The 19,683-nt window shown below is 64.2% G+C and carries 16 protein-coding genes; 10 read left to right on the top strand and 6 right to left on the bottom strand.

Annotation, left to right across the window (positions count from 1 at the left end):
- Positions 1-134 precede the first annotated feature (134 nt).
- The 7 genes from BTH42_RS07490 (at position 135) to BTH42_RS07460 (ending at position 7,724) form a co-directional block, all read left to right on the top strand.
- On the top strand, positions 135-1,553 hold the full coding sequence (locus BTH42_RS07490; RefSeq protein WP_075297444.1) for a cache domain-containing protein: 1,419 nt from the start codon (positions 135-137) through the stop codon (positions 1,551-1,553).
- Complete coding sequence (locus BTH42_RS07485) at positions 1,550-2,200, top strand: response regulator transcription factor (protein ID WP_075297442.1); 651 nt, start codon at positions 1,550-1,552, stop codon at positions 2,198-2,200. The genes BTH42_RS07490 and BTH42_RS07485 overlap by 4 nt, the downstream gene beginning before the upstream one ends.
- Positions 2,201-2,241: 41 nt before the next feature.
- Positions 2,242-2,784 carry a hypothetical protein gene (locus BTH42_RS07480; RefSeq protein ID WP_075297440.1) on the top strand — a complete coding sequence of 181 codons (543 nt, stop codon included), beginning with the start codon at positions 2,242-2,244 and terminating at the stop codon, positions 2,782-2,784.
- 120 nt (positions 2,785-2,904) lie between these two features.
- Positions 2,905-4,881: an arylsulfatase gene (locus BTH42_RS07475; protein WP_075297438.1), complete on the top strand. Its 1,977-nt coding sequence runs from the start codon at positions 2,905-2,907 to the stop codon at positions 4,879-4,881.
- A 7-nt stretch (positions 4,882-4,888) separates the two neighbouring features.
- The gene (locus tag BTH42_RS07470; RefSeq protein ID WP_075297436.1) at positions 4,889-5,971 is read left to right on the top strand and encodes a formylglycine-generating enzyme family protein; all 1,083 of its coding nucleotides are present in this window, start codon (positions 4,889-4,891) and stop codon (positions 5,969-5,971) included.
- Entirely contained in the window at positions 5,968-6,762 is a 795-nt protein-coding gene (locus BTH42_RS07465; protein ID WP_075297434.1) for a MetQ/NlpA family lipoprotein, read from the top strand. The genes BTH42_RS07470 and BTH42_RS07465 overlap by 4 nt, the downstream gene beginning before the upstream one ends.
- Positions 6,763-6,818: 56 nt before the next feature.
- Complete coding sequence (locus BTH42_RS07460) at positions 6,819-7,724, top strand: hypothetical protein (RefSeq protein ID WP_083654688.1); 906 nt, start codon at positions 6,819-6,821, stop codon at positions 7,722-7,724.
- A gap of 65 nt (positions 7,725-7,789) precedes the next feature.
- Here BTH42_RS07460 and cls read toward each other — a convergent pair whose 3' ends face one another.
- The 6 genes from cls to BTH42_RS07430 form a co-directional block, all read right to left on the bottom strand.
- Positions 7,790-9,064 (bottom strand): cardiolipin synthase, encoded by a 1,275-nt coding sequence (cls, locus tag BTH42_RS07455; protein WP_075297430.1) that lies wholly within the window; start codon positions 9,062-9,064, stop codon positions 7,790-7,792.
- A gap of 216 nt (positions 9,065-9,280) precedes the next feature.
- Entirely contained in the window at positions 9,281-9,787 is a 507-nt protein-coding gene (locus BTH42_RS07450; protein WP_075297428.1) for a hypothetical protein, read from the bottom strand.
- 22 nt (positions 9,788-9,809) lie between these two features.
- Positions 9,810-10,628, bottom strand: coding sequence for an H-NS histone family protein (locus BTH42_RS07445; protein WP_075297426.1), 819 nt, complete (start codon positions 10,626-10,628; stop codon positions 9,810-9,812).
- 510 nt (positions 10,629-11,138) lie between these two features.
- The gene (locus tag BTH42_RS07440; RefSeq protein ID WP_075297424.1) at positions 11,139-12,212 is read right to left on the bottom strand and encodes a DUF6765 family protein; all 1,074 of its coding nucleotides are present in this window, start codon (positions 12,210-12,212) and stop codon (positions 11,139-11,141) included.
- 353 nt (positions 12,213-12,565) lie between these two features.
- Positions 12,566-13,027, bottom strand: coding sequence for a DUF488 family protein (locus BTH42_RS07435; RefSeq protein ID WP_075297422.1), 462 nt, complete (start codon positions 13,025-13,027; stop codon positions 12,566-12,568).
- Between the two features lie 104 nt (positions 13,028-13,131).
- A complete protein-coding gene (locus tag BTH42_RS07430; RefSeq protein WP_218641995.1) occupies positions 13,132-13,482 on the bottom strand; it encodes an FKBP-type peptidyl-prolyl cis-trans isomerase in 351 nt (116 codons plus the stop codon).
- 152 nt (positions 13,483-13,634) lie between these two features.
- On the opposite strand from BTH42_RS07430, the gene BTH42_RS07425 reads away from it, so the two are divergent.
- From BTH42_RS07425 to BTH42_RS35355, 3 genes are all read left to right on the top strand, one after another.
- Entirely contained in the window at positions 13,635-16,289 is a 2,655-nt protein-coding gene (locus BTH42_RS07425; protein ID WP_075297418.1) for a ligase-associated DNA damage response DEXH box helicase, read from the top strand.
- Positions 16,286-16,948, top strand: coding sequence for a ligase-associated DNA damage response endonuclease PdeM (pdeM, locus tag BTH42_RS07420; protein WP_075297416.1), 663 nt, complete (start codon positions 16,286-16,288; stop codon positions 16,946-16,948). Before BTH42_RS07425 ends, pdeM begins: the two co-directional genes overlap by 4 nt.
- 309 nt (positions 16,949-17,257) lie before the next feature.
- Positions 17,258-19,225 carry a hypothetical protein gene (locus BTH42_RS35355; protein WP_178392130.1) on the top strand — a complete coding sequence of 656 codons (1,968 nt, stop codon included), beginning with the start codon at positions 17,258-17,260 and terminating at the stop codon, positions 19,223-19,225.
- Positions 19,226-19,683: the final 458 nt, after the last annotated feature.

Genomic DNA, 19,683 nt, shown 5'->3' with positions numbered 1-19,683 from the left:
GTCGCGCGCCAGGCCCCGCTAAGCGCGGTATGCCGCGGGCATGTAGTATTCGCCTTCACGAGCGCGCCCACAAGCGCGCAACTACGTAAGCCGTCTACGTAATAGTACGTAGCCCGCCGGCCGTTTTTTCGACGATGAAACTCAAAGCAAAGATTGTGCTGCTGGCGATCGTGCCCTTTCTGGTCGCGATCGCCAGCATTGAAATCGGCGTGCGCCGCGAGGCCACCGCGCTCGCCGAGCGACAGCACGCGACCACCCAGGCCGCCTATATGGCGAGCAAACAGGTCGAGCTCAAACATTACGTCGAGCTTGCGACCACCGCGATCGCGCCGCTCTACGAAGCCGACCACGACAACGCGCGCGACGATGCGCTGCTGCGGCTGCGCGCGCTCGACGTGCTCGAAAAAATGGATTTCGGCAAGGACGGTTATTTCTTTGTCTACGACCTGCACGGCCGCGCGCTGATGCATCCGCGCGAACCGCAACTGGTCGGCCACGATCTCTGGTCGCTGCGCGACAGCCACGGCGTGCCGACAATCCAGCAGTTGCTCGCCACCGCCGCGCGCGGCGGCGGCTACGTGCGCTACCTGTGGCACCGGCCGTCGACCGGCAAGGTCGCATCGAAACTCGGCTACGTGGTGCCGCTCGAACGCTGGGGCTGGATGCTCGGCACCGGCATCTATCTGGACGATGTCGACACGACGCTCGCGCATATCGACGAACAGGCGGCCGCCAATATCGCCCGCACGATGAGATGGATCGACGCGATCGCGCTGGCCGGGCTCGCGGTGATCGCACTGTGCGCGCTGGTGCTGAACGTCACCGAATACCGCAGCGCCGACGCGAAACTGAAGCGTCTCGCGCGGCAGGTGGTCGAATCGCAGGAACAGGAACGCGCGCGGCTGTCGCGCGAATTGCACGACGGCATCAGCCAGATGATGGTGTCGGCGAAGCTGCTGCTCGAATCGGCGCTCGCGCGGTTCGAACGCGGCAACGCGCGCGAGCCCGCCGCGGAGGCCGCACTGTCCACCAGCCTGACGCGGCTCGGCGATACGCTGCGCGAAGTGCGGCGCATCTCGCACGCGCTGCGTCCGTCGATGCTCGACGATCTCGGCGTCGCCGCCGCGCTCGAACAACTGACGCGCGAACTCGGCGACGAGTCCGGCATCGCGATCGGCTTCACGCAGATCGCGCACACGCATGCGGCGACGCTGCCCGATGCGGTCAACACCGTATTGTTCCGGATCGCCCAGGAAGCGCTGACCAATATCGTGCGGCACGCGCAGGCATCGAGCGCGGCACTTACGCTGGAACTGTCGCACGACGCGGTCACGCTGACGATCGCCGACAACGGCCGCGGCTTCGACGTCGCCGACGCGTTCGTCGGCCGCCGCGACGGCGTCGGTCTGCGCAACATGCGCGAGCGGCTCGAAGCGCTCGGCGGCACGCTGTCGTTGAGTTCGCAGCCCGCGCATACCGTCGTCATCGCGCGCGTGCCGCTACAACCCGGCGCTCAAGCCGCCGTCGCGCCTCTGCGGGAAACCACTTTATGAATCACCACGCCACGCCATCCATTGCGCGCCTGCTGCTGGTCGACGATCACCCGCTGGTGCGCGACGGTCTGCGCGCGCGCCTCGAAGCGGTCGGCCAGTTCGAAGTGGTCGGCGAAGCGGGCAACGCGCAACAGGCGCTCGCGCTCGCCGAAACCGAAGCGCCGCATCTCGCGCTAATGGATGTCGGTATGAACGGAATGAACGGCATTGCGCTCGCGAATCTGTTTCACGAGCGCTTTCCGGCGATTCGCGTTTTGATGCTGTCGATGCACGACAATCTCGAGTACGTGACCCAGGCGGTGCGCGCGGGCGCGAGCGGCTATGTGCTGAAGGATTCGCCCGCGCTCGAGATCATTCAGGCAATCGGCGCGGTACTCGCCGGCAATACATACTTCAGCGCGCAATTGAGTGCGCGGCTGATTCACGCGTCGGCGACGCAATCGCCGGTCGAACGTTTGACGCCGCGCGAACTCGATATTCTCGATGCACTCGCCGATGGTCTGTCGAGCAAGCAGATCGCGCAGCGCACCGGGTTGTCGGTGCGGACTGTGGAGACGCATCGGCTGAATCTGAAGCGCAAGCTCGATATCGAAGGTCAGGCGGAGTTGATCAAGTTCGCGGTCGAGCATCGGCGTACGCGGCGCTAGAGTTTCAAAGAGCGCTGTTCAACGAATGGAGCGGCATCGGCATGAAACGTTTGTTCGGACTCCAGCTTATTTTTCCGCTGCTGTGCGCGGCCACCGCCCACGCGCAAACGGACCCCACCCGCGTGAATCGCGGCCACGATCCGTTCATACAAATTTCTAAAGCGATTGCCGATTGCCCGGTACCGCTCGGGCCGTTCGAAACCGAAAAGGAATGGCTCGACGACAGCCATTACCGGATCGAGCGCGGCAATAGCTGCTGGATCGAAGGCCGCTGCCGTTTGCCGAATGCGTATCTGTACGACAACGAAATCGCCGACAGCGTGCAGCGCCGGCTCGCGAATCTGAACGTCGCAACGCACTGGCGCGAACAGTCGTCGCTATGGCTGACGCTGCAACGCCGCTTCATTTATGTCGAAGGCTGCGTCGCGCCCGGTTTCGACAAGAAGACCTTCCTCACCGAACTCGCGAAAACCGCCGATGTGGAACGCGTAATCGACAACACGGTCACCGATCCGCACGCCGCGCAACTGCCGTACCGCACTCAGGCGGCACCCGACAAACCGGTACTCGAACCCGGCAATTAACGCCGCGCGAACGGCGGCGGCCTATATCGACAAACGTCGATAGCAACGCAGAAATCGTTCTTTTGGTCTTTGTAATGCCATTGCTAACATCGGCGGCCCAACCTAACGGTCCGCACAACAATGACAACACATCGATCCCGCCGCTCCGAGTTTCCCGTCTTCCGTCTTGCGCTGATCGGCGCCGCCGTCGCGAGCCTCGTCACGCTCGCGTCCTGCGGCGACAGCACCGTGCCGAGCGCGCAGGCCGCCGCCGCGACGCCCGCGTCCACACCGGTAGTCGCGCAGAAGCGCCCGAACATCCTGTACATCATGGCCGACGACCTCGGCTATTCCGACATCCACGCGTTCGGCGGCGAGATCAATACGCCCAATCTCGACGCGCTGGTGCAGTCGGGCCGCATCCTGACCAATCACCACACCGGCACGGTCTGCGCGATCACGCGTTCGATGCTGATCTCCGGCACCGACCACCACCTGGTCGGCGAAGGCACGATGGGCGCGGCGACCGACGAGCGCAAGGGACTGCCCGGCTACGAGGGTTATCTGAACGACCGCGCGCTGTCGGTCGCGCAGTTGCTGAAGGACGGCGGCTATCACACCTATATGGCCGGCAAGTGGCACATCGGCTCGGGGATCGTCGGCAGCGCGAGCGGCAGTGGACAGACGCCGGACCAGTGGGGCTTCGAACATAGCTATGCGCTGCTCGGCGGCGCCGCGACCAATCACTTCGCGCACGAACTGGCCGGCTCGAAGAACTACACCGAAGACGGCGCCTATGTGCAGCCCGGTCAACCCGGCCAGCCGGGCGGCACCGGCGGCAGCCCCGCGGTGTTCTATTCGACCGACTTCTATACGCAGAAGCTGATCGCGTACATCGATTCGAACAAGGGCGACGGCAAGCCGTTCTTCGCGTACGCGGCCTATACGTCGCCACACTGGCCGTTGCAGGTGCCGGAACCTTATCTGCACAATTACGCCGGCAAATACGACGCGGGCTACGACGCGATTCGCGACGCGCGGATCGCGCGGCAGAAAGCACTCGGGATCATTCCTCAGGACTTCGTACCGTATGGCGGCGCGTCGGAAACGCTGACCGCGAGCGCCGCCACTTCGAACAACGGCACCGTCAACGCGAAATACGTGAGCGCCGTGCATAGTGCCGCGCAGGGTTATACCGACTACGGTCCCGGCACCGTGAACAAGAAGTGGGACAGCCTGACGCCGGCCGAGAAGAAAGCGCAGGCCCGCTATATGGAAATCTACGCGGGCATGGTCGAGAACCTCGACCACAATATCGGCCTGCTGATCCAGCATCTGAAGGACATCGGCGAATACGACAATACCTTCATCATGTTCCAGTCGGATAACGGCGCCGAAGGCTGGCCGATCGATTCGGGCGCGGACCCGACCGCGACCGACACCGCGAACGCGGCCGAGCCGACCTATTCGCAACTGGGCACCGACAACGGCAAGCAGAATGCGCAGCGCCTGCAATACGGTTTGCGCTGGGCGGAAGTCAGCGCAACGCCGTTCCGGCTGACCAAGGGCTACTCCGGCGAAGGCGGCGTGTCGACTCCGTTGATCGTGCATCTGCCGGGCCAGACCACGCAGAAGACCACGTTGCGCGAGTTCACCCACGTGACCGACAACACCGCGACCTTCCTCGCGATCGCGCAGGTCACGCCGCCGACCACGCCCGCGCCCGCGCTGCTCAACACGCTGACCGGCGTCGACGAGAACAAGGGCAAGGTGGTCTACAACAACCGCTACGTGTATCCGGTCACCGGGCAATCGCTGCTGCCGGTATTGAACGATCAGAGCACGGCGCCGGTGCACAGCGCGTACTTCGGCGACGAAGCATATGGGCGCGGCTATCTGCGCAGCGCCGACGGCCGCTGGAAAGCGTTGTGGACCGAACCGCCGCTCGGCCCGGTCGACGGTCACTGGCAGCTGTACGACATGAACGCCGATCGCGGCGAAACGACGGACGTGGCCACCGCGAACCCGTCGATCATCGACGGCCTCGTGCAGCAGTGGAACAGCTATATGAGCAGCGTCGGCGGCGTCGAGCCGTTGCGTCCGCGCGGTTATTACTGAGCGTCCAATGAAGTCGAGATTCAAGCTCACTAGCGGCAAGGTGCTGTACGGCACCTATGCCGCGATCGCAGCCGCCGCATTTGCGGCGGCGTTTACGGCAGCGTCCGCCGCATCGTCGGCATTCGGCGGCGGCACGCCTGGCGCGTTCGATTCATTGAACCGCTCGCGGCCGCTCGCCGCGCTCGGCTCCGAGCAGCAATGCGCGCGTTACTCGGGCTTGCCGGCGCGCTGGCGTGACGATCCGCAAGCCGGCATGGTGCATCTGCGTGGCGGCGAATTCGTGTTCGGCAGCAAGCTCGGCTATGAAGACGAACGGCCGGCCGGCGACGGTAAAACTCATGTCGCCGGTTTCTGGATCGATCAGACCGACGTCACCAACGCGCAATTCGCGGCGTTCGTGAAGGCGACCGGCTATGTCAGCGATGCGGAGCGCCAGGGCGGCGCGGTCGTATTCCATACACCGACGCGCGACGAGATGAACGCGCGCGATCTCGCGTGGTGGAGCTGGGTCAAGGGCGCCGCGTGGAATCATCCGCGCGGCCCCGGCAGCAACCTCGACGGCCTGCTGAACCAGCCGGTCACGATGGTCACGCAGGCCGATGCATTCGCGTACGCGCACTGGCTCGGCCGCGATCTGCCGACCGAAGCCGAATGGGAATACGCGGGCAAGGCCGGCCACGACGGCGCCGATCTCGACACCGCGCCGCGCGATGTCAACGGCAAGCCGAGCGCGAACTACTGGCAAGGGGTGTTTCCGGTACTCAATTCCGGCGAGGACGGTCATGTCGGACTATCGCCGGTCGGCTGCTACGCGGCGAACGACTACCAGCTTTACGACATGATCGGCAATGCGTGGGAATGGACTCGCGACGTGTACACCGGCGCGCACCAGTCGCATACCAACGGCGACACCGCGCTGGTTGCGCCGCTGAGCCGCCGGCACGACACGCCGATGGTGATCAAGGGCGGCTCGTTCCTGTGCTCGCGCGACTATTGCGTCAGGTATCGCGCGGCGTCGCGCGAGCAGCAGGAAGCGGATTTGCCGGCCTCGCATATCGGCTTTCGTACGGTGTTGAGGGATGCGTCATGACGCGGCTCTCGATTGCTTTGCTGGCGGGACTGTTGTTGCTGGCCACGCCGTTTCAAGTCGCGCTAGCCGCTGCGCAGACGATCAGGGTCGGCGTAACGCCGGGCGCGCAGGCGGAGATCATGAACGAAGTGCGGCGCGTCGCGGCGACCGAAGGGCTCGCGCTTGACGTGGTCGTGTTCGATCAGCCGGCGCGCATCGACGCGGCGCTCGCCGCGAAGCAGATCGACGTGGCGAGCTTCGAAGACGCAGCGGCGCTCGATGCGCAGCGCAAGCAGCACGGCTATGCGCTGAGCAGCGTCGCCACCACCGTCACGTTTCCGGTCGCGCTCTACTCGCGCAAACTGACTCATCTCGGCCAGTTGCAACGCGGCGCGACGATTGCGATTCCTGACGATCGCGACGGCATCGCCCGCGCGCTGATCCTGTTGCAGAACGAAACGCTGCTGACGTTCAGGGACGGCGCGGGCCTGCACGCAACGCTTGCCGATATCACCGGCAATCGTCTCAACCTGAAGATTCGCTCTCTGCCGCGCGCGCGTCTGTACGATTCGCTCAATAGCGTCGCATTTGCGGTGATCGACAGCGACACGGCCGCGCGCGCGGGTCTGCAACCGGCGCGCGACGGTCTCAGTCTCGAAGACGCGCGCTCGCCGTATGCGAACGTGCTGACCGTGCGCGACGCCGATCGCGGCAACCCGTGGGTCGCGCAACTGGTCGCCGCGTATCACTCGAACGATGTCGCGCATTTCATTCTCACGCGCTATCAGGATTCGGTGCGCCGGCCGTGGTGAAGACGTTTTCTTTTTCTTGCACCGCGTGCGGCCAATGCTGCAACAGCCCGCCTTCGATGACGCTCGCGGAACTGTTTCGTCATCCCGACCGTTTTATCGGCTGCATTGCGATTGGGCGGGTTGCGCGGCGGCGGCCGGGTGACCGGCTGCGTGTCGGCGGATATGAAACCGTGCTCGACGACAGCGATTGCGCTGAATTCGACGCGCTTGGTGAAGCGTTGCTATACCGTGCCGGCGACACGTTCAGCATCGTCGCGCAAGGTTTCGACTATCCGTCGCTCGCGCGCTGCCCCGCCCTCGCGGACGATGGCCGTTGCGCGATTCATCTGCACGGCAAGCCGCTGACCTGCGAAGTGGTGCCGCTCGATCCGCTGGTGCCGGATAGCCTCCAATACCTGGTATTGGCCGAGCGCGCGCGAAGCGCGGTGTATCTCGGCAGCGCGTGCATTCAGGAAGGCAAGCGTGACGATGCGCCGTTGCTGGTGGACCAAGGGCACGTCGCCGACCGCGACGCGCGGGAAGCGCTCGCACGTCGTCGCCGCGCGCTCGAACTTGAGCGCGAAGTTTGGACGCAAGCGGTGTTCGACGCGCTGCGCGCCGACCTGTTCGACTCTCCCGCCGCGCTCGCGCGCATTCCATCAGGCGGTTTTCTGACGATTTCGCTGGTGCCCGCATTGCTGACGGTCGCTGCGGCGTCGGAGCGCAGCCGGCAGTTGTGCATCGACTATATCGACAGCCAGCTTCGGTTGATCGAGCGCAGCATCGCGCAGGCGTTGACGCGGCGCCGGCTCGACGACCGGCCGGTTACGCAACAGTTGCGCGGCTTTGCGAATGCCTATCGGCATGCGAAAGAGCGTCTGGAGCGAGCGGCGGTCTCTTCAGAAGACGGAGTCCGAAGCAATGTCATGCCGGCACACACTGGCATCGACGCGTATCTGAGCGGCGCGACTTCCACTCATTAATCCGCGCTACCACTCATCCGCTCACTGTTCTTCCTCACGATCCTGTCGATCAACGCATCCCCGTTTCAAAGCTGCGTATCCAGTAGCCGCACGAACTTTTCGACAAGCTTCTCCGTCAGCGAACGATGCATCCATGCGTCGAGCGTCACGCGCTTCGAGCGGGCGATGTCGTCGTCGAATGCAGCCGTCTGCTGGCTGGCAAAGTCGCGGTCGTAGATGTTCAGGTTCGCTTCGTCGTTCAGCTTGAACGAGCGGCTATCGAAGTTCGTGGAGCCGACCGAGACCAGGTATTCGTCGACCACCAGCAATTTGCAATGGAACATCGTCGGCTGGTACTCGTAGATCTCGACGCCCGCTTTCAGCAGATCGCCCCAGCAGCCGCGCGATGCTTCGCGCACCGTGTGCGTGTCGATCCGTTTGCCCGGTGTGATGATCCGAACTTTCACACCGCGTTTCGCGGCTTCGACGATCGCATTGATGGTCAGCTTGTCGGGCACGAAGTACGCGCTCGCCAGATCGAGCGTGTGGGTCGCGGCGGTGATCGCCATCAGATACATCAATTGCATGTCGTCGCTGCCGCCCGATGGCGAGCTGCTGAACATATGCGCGAACCCCTCGCCCGCGCCTTTGATTTCCGGCTCGATTTGCGGAAAGTACTCGGGACCGTGCGGCACGTTGCCGGTCGCCTTGATCCAGTTGTCCATGAATACCGCCTGCATATGACCGACCACCGGACCGGTGACGCGAAAATGGGTATCGCGCCAATGCTTGTCGTCCTGCGCATCGCCGGTCCATTCGGGCGCAATACCGACACCGCCGGTAAAACCGATCAGCCCGTCGATCACCAGCAGTTTGCGGTGAGTCCGGTCATTCATCCGGCCGAGCCCGGTCCAATGCGGTTTATGAAATTTGACGACCATCGCGCCGCCGTCGCGCAGCATATCCAGATAGCGCTTGTCCATTTTCGACGAGCCGACCCAGTCGAGCAGAACATGCACGGCGACGCCTTCGCGGGCCTTGTCGGCGAGCGCCCGCGCAAACTGTTCGCCGATCTCGCCGGACCAGTAAATGAACGTTTCAAACGTGATGGTTTTGCGGGCCGCGCGAATGCCTTCCAGCATCGATGGAAAAATGCGGTCGCCATTCAATAGCATCTCGAAGCGATTGCCGGCGACCACCGGCGGCCCCAATAGCAAACCCATTGAACGCAGAAATTGCGGATCGTCGCTCCGATAGAGCCGTTCGATCTTGTGCTCGATTTTCTTCTCGCCGCTCGACAGATTGGCGATGATCAGAACAATCATGAGCGTGACGAACGCGGTAAGCGGAATAGTCAGCATGCGTGGCCTCGATGCGAAGCGGCGGGATCCGCATGGGCGTCCGGATTCGATGGACGGTGCGTGATCTGCCTGACTTCTATTATCGCCACCCCATGCACGGCGCGTGCCCGTTGCGGGGACCGCGGCTTGCTACTCAGCGTTCTATTAGTACTTCGCGGCCCGCCCGGGATTGCTCCCGGGCGGACGCGGTATGGCCGCTATTTGATTACAGCGCCTTTATCTGACCAATGCGAAGGCCTCGCGGCTCGCGATTTCGCCGGCGCCGAATACGCCAATGACCGTGTAATCCGCGGCCACGCATTCAAACGTCGACGCTTGAAACGTAATGACGAAATGACGCCGGGACGATGACATTTCTGTCATCGACGCATCGCTTTCGGGCAAGCCGGCAAGCTCCGCGCACAGCGACGAATTGACGACCTCATGTACGCAATCGCGGCAAAGGCCTTGCTCGGCCAGCGGGTGAATGGCGAGATCCGCTTCGCCCGGTGGGCCGAGCCGATGAAACGAGGCGTCGGCGAACAGCACCGCGCAATAGGGATCGTCGTCGGGATCGAATGGTCCGAACCGTTCGAAGTCCGCCTCCGCGATCGGATACGTGAGGATCACGCGGCGATCGCTGGCGACGATGAACGGTTCGGCGGCATCGGCTGCCGGATGAGGAGCATCGCCCAGCAGGACGACCTGGTCTTCCTGCTGGGATGCGTTGCAAGTACTAACCATCTACTTCGCGACTGCGCCGCCCTTAGGCCGCGCTGCCCTGCGCCGCCGGTGCTTGCGACGCCGCCGGAGCGGCGCTCGGGACGCTCTTCGCGGCAGCCTTGCGGCCCGGCGTCTTGCGCGCGGTCTTCACCGCGCCCTTGCGGCCGACGGTCTTCTTCACCGCGGCTTTGCGGCTAGCCGGCGTCGCTTTTTTCGCCGCCGTCTTGCGAGTCGCGCTGGCTTTTTTCGCCGCGCTCTTGCGGCCTACCGCGCCGGCCGTTGCTTTCGCTTTGCCGGCTTTAGCCGCCGGTTTAGCCGAGGCCGAAGCCGCCGCGCCATCGATCAGGAATTTGCTGCGGTCTTTCACCGTGGCGAGCCATGCGGGCGCCGGACCGCGGCCGCTCCAGGTCGCGCCGGTTTTCGGATTCAGATACTTCGCCGGCTGCGCGCCTTTCGGCTGACCTTTGCCGCGCCTGGCCGGCGCCACCGCCGCTTTCACTTCGCTCGCGCCTGCGACCAGGTACGCGGTGCGGTCCTTAACAGCGGCGATCCAGCCGGGCGCGCGGCCGTGACCGGTCCACGTCGCGCCGGTTTTCGGGTCGCGGTATTTGACCGGGCTCGCGGATTTGGCGGCTTTAGTCGAGCCGGCGGGGCGGCCCGGGCCGCGCTTGGCGACGCCATTGAGCGCGCGAGCGTTACGCCGTGCTTTCGCCTGTGCTTCGATATCCGCAGTAGTGAGACCGTGTTTGATCATCAACTCGCGAATCTGATCGACAGCGGCCTGGGCTTTTTTCGCAATGAGAACGTCAGCCTGGGACTGGAGCTTCTTAAGCTTTGCCTGGATTTGCTCTAACGTAGGCATCTGGTTACTCCTTGTGTGGTAATCGTCAAACTATGCCATGAATAACGGAAGAAAGGCAGTCTATTAAGCTATCCGGACCATCAACAAATTGAGAAAGCGACGATCCGATGCGCGGGTACAACGCGTTAATACAAAACTTTCAGGTACTCGCCCTACTCTTTCTGTCCTTTTGCCCTTCCGTTGTTGTTGATGGTTTTTTTCTGTTTCGGTTCCACACTCTCAGATCGGGGTAAAGACGACGACACTCTCTCTCCGTCACCGAGATGGTCTCTGCCGTGTCACTGGCAATAACCGCTTCTACTATAGGCAAGCATTCGAATATTCAAAGGAGAGTAGTTCATTTTTATTCGCAAACGGTCCTTTTTGGGACAAGCGAGCGGACAGTAGCTTCGGGGAAAAATGCCGGCGCACGCCAATTTCGACCACTCGACAGGACAGCCACCCGGCGTGCGCAGATGAGAATGCAATAGAGTGTCACGCGGGCAGACGCCCGCGCCGCGACCCGCTCATTTACGCGATCCGTAATCCGCGAGCGGGCAGAATTTCCTGAGTCGTGACGAAGCGGTGCTGTTTGACCGCGTCATGAAAAAGACGGTAATCGCTCTTTTCGAATGCGTGGCTCCACTCCGGTCTGTCCCCGGTGTCGTCATCGCACAGCAGACCGGTTGCCTGGTATTTCCACGAATCCCGTCCTTTGCCGATATAGCCGGGCACCGCTTCTTTCAAACCGGGAATACGGCCGGCCTTTACCCATTCGCGTACCGTTCGCAAACGCTGGTTATCGTCCGGATTGCGGCTCGTATCGAGCAGACGGGACACCGCGTTTCTGACGTCGTCCGGCAGACCGGGCTGAGTTTCGAAATCTTCCCGCCCCGCCAGAAAGCCGCGCACCGCGCGACACGCCATTTCGGCCGCCTGAACGAAATCCGGCAAATTGTGTCGCGAAATGAGGTTATTGCGACCGTCGATGTAATGCCAGCGCGCCCACGGCTGGTCGGGATAATGCAATGCGGCGCCGTGGCCGACCGGTAGCGCGATCGTCAGAATGTCCGCTTCGATATGTTCGAGCAGATGGCCGGCCGCGCTCTCGAGGCGGGCAAGCCAGCTTCTGTGCGTGCAATCCTGGGCTTCCAGGAAATGCACGCGATTCCACGGACTTTCGATCCCCGAGAAGCCCTGATGCGCCCACGTATCGACATAGGTATGCAGCGTCACGCCGAGCCGGTGCAAACCGGTCTCCGAATCGCGCTGGCGGATCGCGCGGCGCACCACTTCGCGCGCAACTTCGCTATCCGGCCGGCAAATCGCCTTTTCTTCGAGGGTTATCCCTTCTCCGGCCGGCAGGAAATGAAACGGCGTCCAGACCAGCCGGTTCTGGTCGTTCTCGGTATTCGCGTAATCGAATAACTTGTGCGCGCTGGCGAAGCGCTCGAAGGTCTCGCCGCCTTTGAAACGCAGTATTCCGCTCGTCGTCGCGTCGTCCACATACTGGCACGCGTGCGCGACGATCCGCGCATCGGCGGCGGTCATTCCGCCGATGCGCGCGGCGATGTAGATCACCCCGTAGTGAAAGTCGATATTCATGGCAGCCGCTCCTCGCTCGCGCGGGAAGATAGCCGGACCGGTCGCCGGCGCAAAGACGAGGTATTTCTGGGGCCCACGCGCGAATAGACATTAAACGAGCGAGCCGGCCGTATTTTGAAAGCATCGAAGCGCGCCGCGGGTTTTCCAACGTTTCACGCGATGCAAACTTTCGGGCTATTGAGGGAAGGAGAAGCGAAGGCGAGAAGGAAAGCCGAGAAGTGCAGCCGAAAATCATCGTCTGGACCCACACGGCCGGCGACCGGCAGTACTACGGGGAAATACCGATAAAGCACCCGCCGGCCGGCGCGGCGGGTCGCCGCAAACCGGGGGGCGCGATTCAGCTCAGACCGGATTCAGGTCAGATGCGTGATGGAAAGACGGTTATTCCAGTGCTGGTTCAGATACTCGAGCGCGAGCGACCGGTGACAATGATGCGGTAAATGTTCACTGCAAAGCAGACAGCCGGATTCGAATAGCGCTATATCCAGATTGCTTTCCACCCGGCGTTTCGCGATCAGGTCGAAATACGCGTCGCGCAGGTTCTCCCAGCTCATTTCCTTGCGCTGGTAGCGTTTCAGCATGTCCGGCTCGGGAGCCAGTTCCGGCACTTCCACATACTTCGCATTGCACAGGTGTTCGAGAAAGTACGGCAGATCCTGTTTCTTCGCGAAGCCCGCGAGTTGCGACGTGTTATTGAGGCGAATGTCGAGCACCGTGCTTACGCGCGCCTCTTTTAACAGGTCGAAGAACTTGTGCGCGGTCTTGCCGGTGAAGCCGATACTCGCCACCGGCACGGTTTTTTTGTCGTGTTTCATCGTGTGTCCCCTGACCGGCAATTGGGCCGAGCCGCGCCCAAAAAACAGCAGGCCTCGCTACGATTGCCGGAGCGAGGCCTGTATTTCAATGCATTGGTATGCGCTTACTTGACGATGTCGACCAGTTCGACTTCGAAAGTCAGATCGGTATTCGGCGGAATCGGGCCGACGCCGCGCTCACCGTAAGCGGTTGCCGCCGGGCAGGTCAGACGCGCCTTGCCGCCGACTTTCATCTTCTGTACGCCTTGCGTCCAGCACGGAATCACACGATTGAGCGGAAACGTTGCCGGGCCGCCGTGCTTCGCGGAGCTGTCGAATTCGGTGCCGTTCGGCAGCGTGCCGCGATAATTGACCTTGACGACGTCGGTTGCGGCCGGTTGCGGGCCCGTGCCTTGCGTCAGGTGTTCGACGACGACGCCGGACGGCAGCTTTTCCGTGGTCGGCGCAGCGGCCATCGCGGTCGAGGAGAGAACGGTTGCGGCCAGCAAAGCAACGAGTGATTTCAAAGCAAGTCTCCAGTGGGGTGAGTCGGGCCATTGTAGCGGATTGGCCGCGGGCGATTCGCCGGCCTATTAATGCAATGCATCCGTAATCAGGAGCGCTTTCGATGACCGAGCCGGCCGATCCCGACGCCCCTCTTTCGCCCATCGAGAATGCGAGTTCCGGTGCCGACGCCGAAGCACCGCGCCGCGCGCCGCGTCCCCGGCGAATTCCGCGCAGCCGCGCGCAACAGGCGCGGCTCGATGCACGCAAAGCCGCTTTCGAGCCGCTGCCGTTTCCGGCTTATCGACCTGACGACGCCGCCGCGCAGCGTCCATTCGCGGACAAACTCGACGCATGGTTCGCCGCGCGCGGCTGGCAGCCGTTCGCGTTTCAACGCGAAGTCTGGCGCGCGCTCGGCGACGGCGCGAGCGGCCTGCTGCATGCAAGCACCGGCGCCGGCAAAACCTGGGCGGTCTGGTTCGGCGCGCTCGCCGCGTTCGCGCGCGACGTGCCGGCCGCGCGCAAGCATCCGGAGCCGCTGACCGTGCTATGGATCACGCCGATGCGCGCGCTCGCCGCCGACACCGCGCGCGCCCTGCAAAGCTCGGCCGCCGAACTCGCGGTGCCGTGGAGCGTCGGGCTGCGCACCGGCGATACTTCGTCGTCCGAACGCGAACGACAGAACCGGCGCATGCCGTCTGCGCTCGTCACGACACCCGAGAGCCTCACGTTGATCCTCACGCGAGCCGACGCGCGCGACGTGCTTGCGCATGTGCGGCTCGTGATCGTCGACGAATGGCACGAACTGCTCGGCAACAAGCGCGGCACGCAAACCCAGCTCGCACTCGCGCGGCTCACGCACTGGCGGCCCGCTTTGCAGGTGTGGGGGCTGTCGGCGACGCTCGGCAATCTGGCGTTCGCGGCTGAGGTTCTGCTCGCGCCGGTGACGACGCCGCGCGTCAGCGTGCACGGCGCGCTGCCGAAAACTTTGATCATCGACACGATCATTCCGGACACGATCGAGCGCTTTCCGTGGGGCGGTCATCTGGGAACGCGCCAGGTCGATGCGGTTGCGCGCGCGCTCGACGACGCGCGGACCTCGCTCGTCTTCACTAATACGCGCTCGCAATGCGAGCTGTGGTATCAGGCGCTGCTCGACGCGCGTCCCGAATGGGCCGGACTGATCGCGCTGCATCACGGCTCGCTCGATCAGGCGGTGCGCGAATGGGTCGAACTCGGCCTGAAAAGCGGTTCTTTGAAAGTCGTTGTGTGTACTTCGAGTCTCGATCTCGGCGTCGATTTTTTGCCGGTCGAGCGGATCTTCCAGATCGGTTCGCCGAAAGGCGTCGCGCGTTTGATGCAGCGCGCGGGCCGCTCCGGCCATGCGCCCGGCTTGCCGTCGCGCGTGACGATCGTGCCGACGCATGCGCTCGAACTGGTCGAGGCGGCCGCCGCGCGCGAGGCGGTCGAACAGCGGCAGATCGAAAGCCGCGATACGCCGGAGAAACCGTTCGACGTACTGGTCCAGCATCTGGTGACGGTAGCGATCGGCGGCGGCTTCGATGCGCGCGAGCTATTCGACGAAATTCTGCATACCTATGCGTATCGGCATCTGACGCAGGCGGAGTTCGATTGGGCGCTCGGCTTTGTCGAGGGTGGCGGCGCGACGTTGCGCGCGTATCCCGACTATCATCGCGTCGCGCGCGACCAGGACGGCCTTTATCGGGTGCCGCGCAACGATCTCGCGCGGCGGCATCGCAACAATATCGGCACGATCGTCGCGAACGGCACGCTGAATGTCGCGTATCTGTCGGGCGGCCGGATCGGCGCGATCGAAGAGTCGTTCATCGCGCGGCTCAAACCCGGCGACGTGTTCACGTTCGGCGGCCGCGCGCTCGAACTGATCCGCGTACAGGACATGACCGCATGGGTGCGTCGCGCGAGTTCGGCGCGCGGAGCGATGCCGCAGTGGGCGGGCAGCCGGATGCCGCTGTCGTCGGAGCTCGCGGATGCGACGCTGACGATGCTCGCGCGCGCCGCGCACGGCATTTACGACGAACCTGAAATGCGCGCGGTTCAACCGCTGCTCGAATTGCAGCGGAAATGGTCGGCATTGCCCGAACCGGGCCTGCTCGTGATCGAATTGCTGAAGTCGCGCGAGGGGCACCATTTCTTCTGTTATCCGTTCGCGGGACGGACCGCGCATATCGGTCTCGGCGCGCTGCTCGCGTGGCGGGTCGCGCGCGATAGTCCGGGCACGTTTTCTATTTCGATGAACGACTACGGTTTCGAATTGCTGTGCTCGCAGGCATTCGATTGGGAAGCGCAATTGCAGAGCGGTCTGCTTTCTCCAGAGGGACTCGAACATGACATTCTCGCGAGCCTGAATTCCTCCGAGCTTTCATTGCGGCGCTTTCGGGAAATAGCGCGGGTCTCCGGACTCGTGTTTCAGGCACACCCGGGACAGCAGAAAAGCGCGCGGCAATTGCAGGCGTCGAGCGGACTTTTCTATGAGATCTTCCGGCAACACGATCGCGGCAATCTGCTGCTCGGCCAGGCCGATACCGAAGTACTTCTACAGGAACTCGACGTGCGGCGCATCCGGATTGCACTCGAACGGATGAATGCGAGTCGCGTCGTGCTGACCCGGCCGAAGAAACCGACGCCGTTTGCGTTTCCGTTGATCGTTGGACGCCTGCGGGAAAAAGTGAGTACCGAGAAGCTCGCGGACCGGGTCGAACGAATGCTCGCCGAACTCGAAAAGGCGGCGCAGCGATGACGCCGGGGTCGCTCGCAATTGAAATCGCCTCGCATCCGCTCGTGCTGTCGAGCTTGCGCGCGAGTTTCGATCCGCGGCTGCGCGCGCTCTTTATCGCCGATGCGCATTTCGGCAAGGACGCGGTATTTCGCGCCCGCGGCATTCCGGTGCCGACGGGTTCGACCGCGGAGAACCTGCTGCGAATCGATCGACTGATTGCCGAGTTCGAACCGGCGCTGCTGGTGTTTCTCGGCGATCTGCTGCACGCGCGCGAATCGTTGTCGACGCTCACGCTCGATGCATTGCACGCATGGCGCGCGCGGCATCCGTTATTGCGGGTGGTACTGGTCGAGGGCAATCACGACCGGCATGCGGGTCGCTTACCGTTCACGCTGGACGTCGAGCATGTGCGCGAGCCGTGGCTTATCGGGCCGTGGGCGTTGTGTCATCACCCGCGCGCGGTCGATCACGCGTATGTGCTCGCCGGGCATGTGCATCCGGTTTATCGGATCGCGACGCGGACCGATTCGGTACGAGTGCCGTGCTTCCGTTTCGGCAGTGGTTGCGGGGTGCTGCCCGCGTTCGGGAGTTTTACCGGAGGCGCGCGGGAAACCGGACGGGTTGCCGGTGAGCGCGTTTTTCTGGTGGTACAGGAGAAGGTGATCGAACTGCCGGGATGAGTGGACGGGCGCGGCCGTCCACATGGATGACTGGTTCGGACTGCTTTGGGTGCTGTATTGAGTGATTCTTTTAGGACTTCTTTTGGTCGTTCTTTTAGTACTTTGCTTGGTACTTCGTTTGGTACCTCGTTCGGTACTTCTTTCGATGCTTTGTTCGGTCGTTCTTTTGGTGCTGCCGTTGCCGCAGTCTGATTGCCGCGCTGCTCTGGGTGGAGTGGCGCGGAGGCCGGCTTGCGCCGGTCTCCGCGTTCGCCGGAAGCCCCGGGATGCAGGGGGCTTCCGGTACACCGGTTAGTGGTTGCTGCCGCCGTGGCCGCCGCCGTAGCCGCCACCGCCGTGGCCACCGTTGCCGAAGCCGCCGAAACCGCCTCCGCGACCGCCGTTGCCGAAGCCACCGAAGCCGCCGCCGAAGCCTCCACCGTGGCCGCCATTGCCACCGTTGCCGGGACCGCCGTTGCCTTGGCCTCCGCCCGGGCCGCCAGGGCCGCCGTTGCCTTGGCCGCCACCGTTGCCGCCTTGGCCTCCGCCGTTGCCCGGACCACCGTGACCGCCATGGCCACCGTGACCGCCATTGCCGCCCTGGCCTCCGCCGGGACCGCCGTTGCCCTGGCCGCCACCGTTACCGCCCTGGCCTCCGCCTCCGGGACCGCCGTTGCCCTGGCCACCGCCGTGGCCGCCTTGGCCTCCGCCGCCTGCACCGGCACCGCCGTTGCCTTGGCCGCCGCCGTTACCGCCTTGGCCTCCGCCGCCGGAACCGCCATTGCCCTGGCCGCCGCCGTGGCCGCCTTGGCCTCCGCCGCCGGCGCCGCCGTTGCCCTGGCCGCCGCCGCTACCGCCTTGGCCTCCACCGCCGGAACCGCCATTGCCCTGGCCACCGCCGTGGCCGCCTTGGCCTCCGCCTCCGGCACCACCGTTGCCTTGGCCGCCGCCGCTGCCGCCTTGGCCTCCGCCGCCGGAACCGCCGTTGCCTTGGCCGCCGCCGTTACCGCCTTGACCTCCGCCGCCGGAACCGTTGCCTTGGCCGCCACCGTGGCCGCCGCTGCCCTCGCCACCATTTCCACCGTGGCCGCTGTTGCCTTGGCCACCACCGTCTCCACCGTTCCCGCCGCTGCCCGGACCACCGCTGTGGCCATGGCCACCATCACCTTGGCCGCCATTGCCGTGGCCACCGTCGCCATTGCCGCTGTTGCCGTGACCACCGTCACCACCGCTGTGACCTTGACCGCCGTCGCCGTGGCCGCCATCGCCGCCGCTGTGACCTTGACCGCCGTCGCCGTGACCACCGTCACCGCCGCTGTGGCCTTGACCGCCGTCGCCGTGGCCGCCATCGCCGCCGCTGTGGCCTTGACCACCGTCGCCGTGGCCGCCATCGCCGCCGCTGTGGCCATGACCACCGTCGCCGCTGTGGCCATGACCACCGTCGCCGTGGCCGCCATCACCATCGCCGCCGTGACCTTGACCGCCGTCGCCGTGACCGCCATCGCCGCCGCTGTGGCCATGACCACCGTCGCCGTGGCCGCCATCACCATCGCCGCTGTGACCATGACCGCCGTCGCCGTGGCCGCCATCGCCGCCGCTATGGCCATGACCGCCATCTCCGTGGCCGCCGTCACCATCGCCGCTGTGACCATGACCGCCATCTCCATGGCCGCCGTCACCGTCACCGCTGTGACCATGACCACCATCACCGTGGCCGCCGTCACCGCCGCTATGGCCATGACCGCCATCTCCATGGCCGCCGTCACCGCCGCTATGGCCATGACCGCCATCTCCATGACCACCGTCACCATCACCGCCGTGGCCATGACCGCCGTCGCCGTCACCACCATGACCATGGCCGTGACCGCCGTCTCCATGACCACCGTCACCGTCACCGCCGTGGCCATGACCACCGTCGCCGTCACCACCACCATGACCATGGCCGTGACCACCATCTCCATGACCACCGTCACCATCACCACCATGACCATGGCCGTGACCGCCGTCTCCATGACCACCGTCACCATCGCCGCCATGACCATGACCATGACCGCCATCGCCGTCACCGCCATGACCGTGGCCATGATGTCCACCATGCCCGCCATCACCGCCACCGTTATCGCCGCCACCATCCCCACCACTACCACCATCACCGCCGCCATCACCACCGTTATTACCGCCACCATCACCACCGCTACCGCCCTTTCCCGACCCGTTATCACCGCCGCTGTCACCGCCACCGGCGCCACTGCCACCGCTCCCGCCGTTATCGCCCGAACCCACTCCGCCCGATCCTGAGTTCGCCGAACTATTCCCATTGCCCGCGCCCGCGCCGGCGCCCGCCGACGAGTTCCCGCCGAGCGCCGCCGCAACCGCCGTGGCGCTGCTCCCAGGCGTGGCGCCTCCCTGCGACGTGCAGCCGGGGCCGCCGCCCGACGGGCAACCGCCGCGCGCCTGAGCAACGACCATCACATTCGAATTGGCGGCCTCGCCGTCGGCGCCCGCTGTCGTGGTTTGCGCGCCCGCCATCGCCGCATAAAGACTGACTGCCACGGCCAAAGCCGCTCTGCGTGTCCCCAATATCCACGCATCCCCGCGTTGCTTTTTCATTTCCTTCTCCTAATTATTTCGTCCTTAACGACCGGTCCAATAACGAGTCAGATCTCCACTGAAAGGGAAAACGAAAACTCGAAGCCCGCCGACTTCGCTTCGCGCGAATTAACCCCGTCGCACTCCACTCTTCTCTCGCGGAAAAT

The sequence above is a fragment of the Burkholderia sp. SRS-W-2-2016 genome (genome assembly GCF_001931485.1).
In the GTDB taxonomy this organism is placed as follows: Bacteria; Pseudomonadota; Gammaproteobacteria; order Burkholderiales; family Burkholderiaceae; genus Paraburkholderia.
Note: the sequence above shows the minus strand (reverse complement) of the source record. Positions and strands in the feature narration are given on the sequence as shown.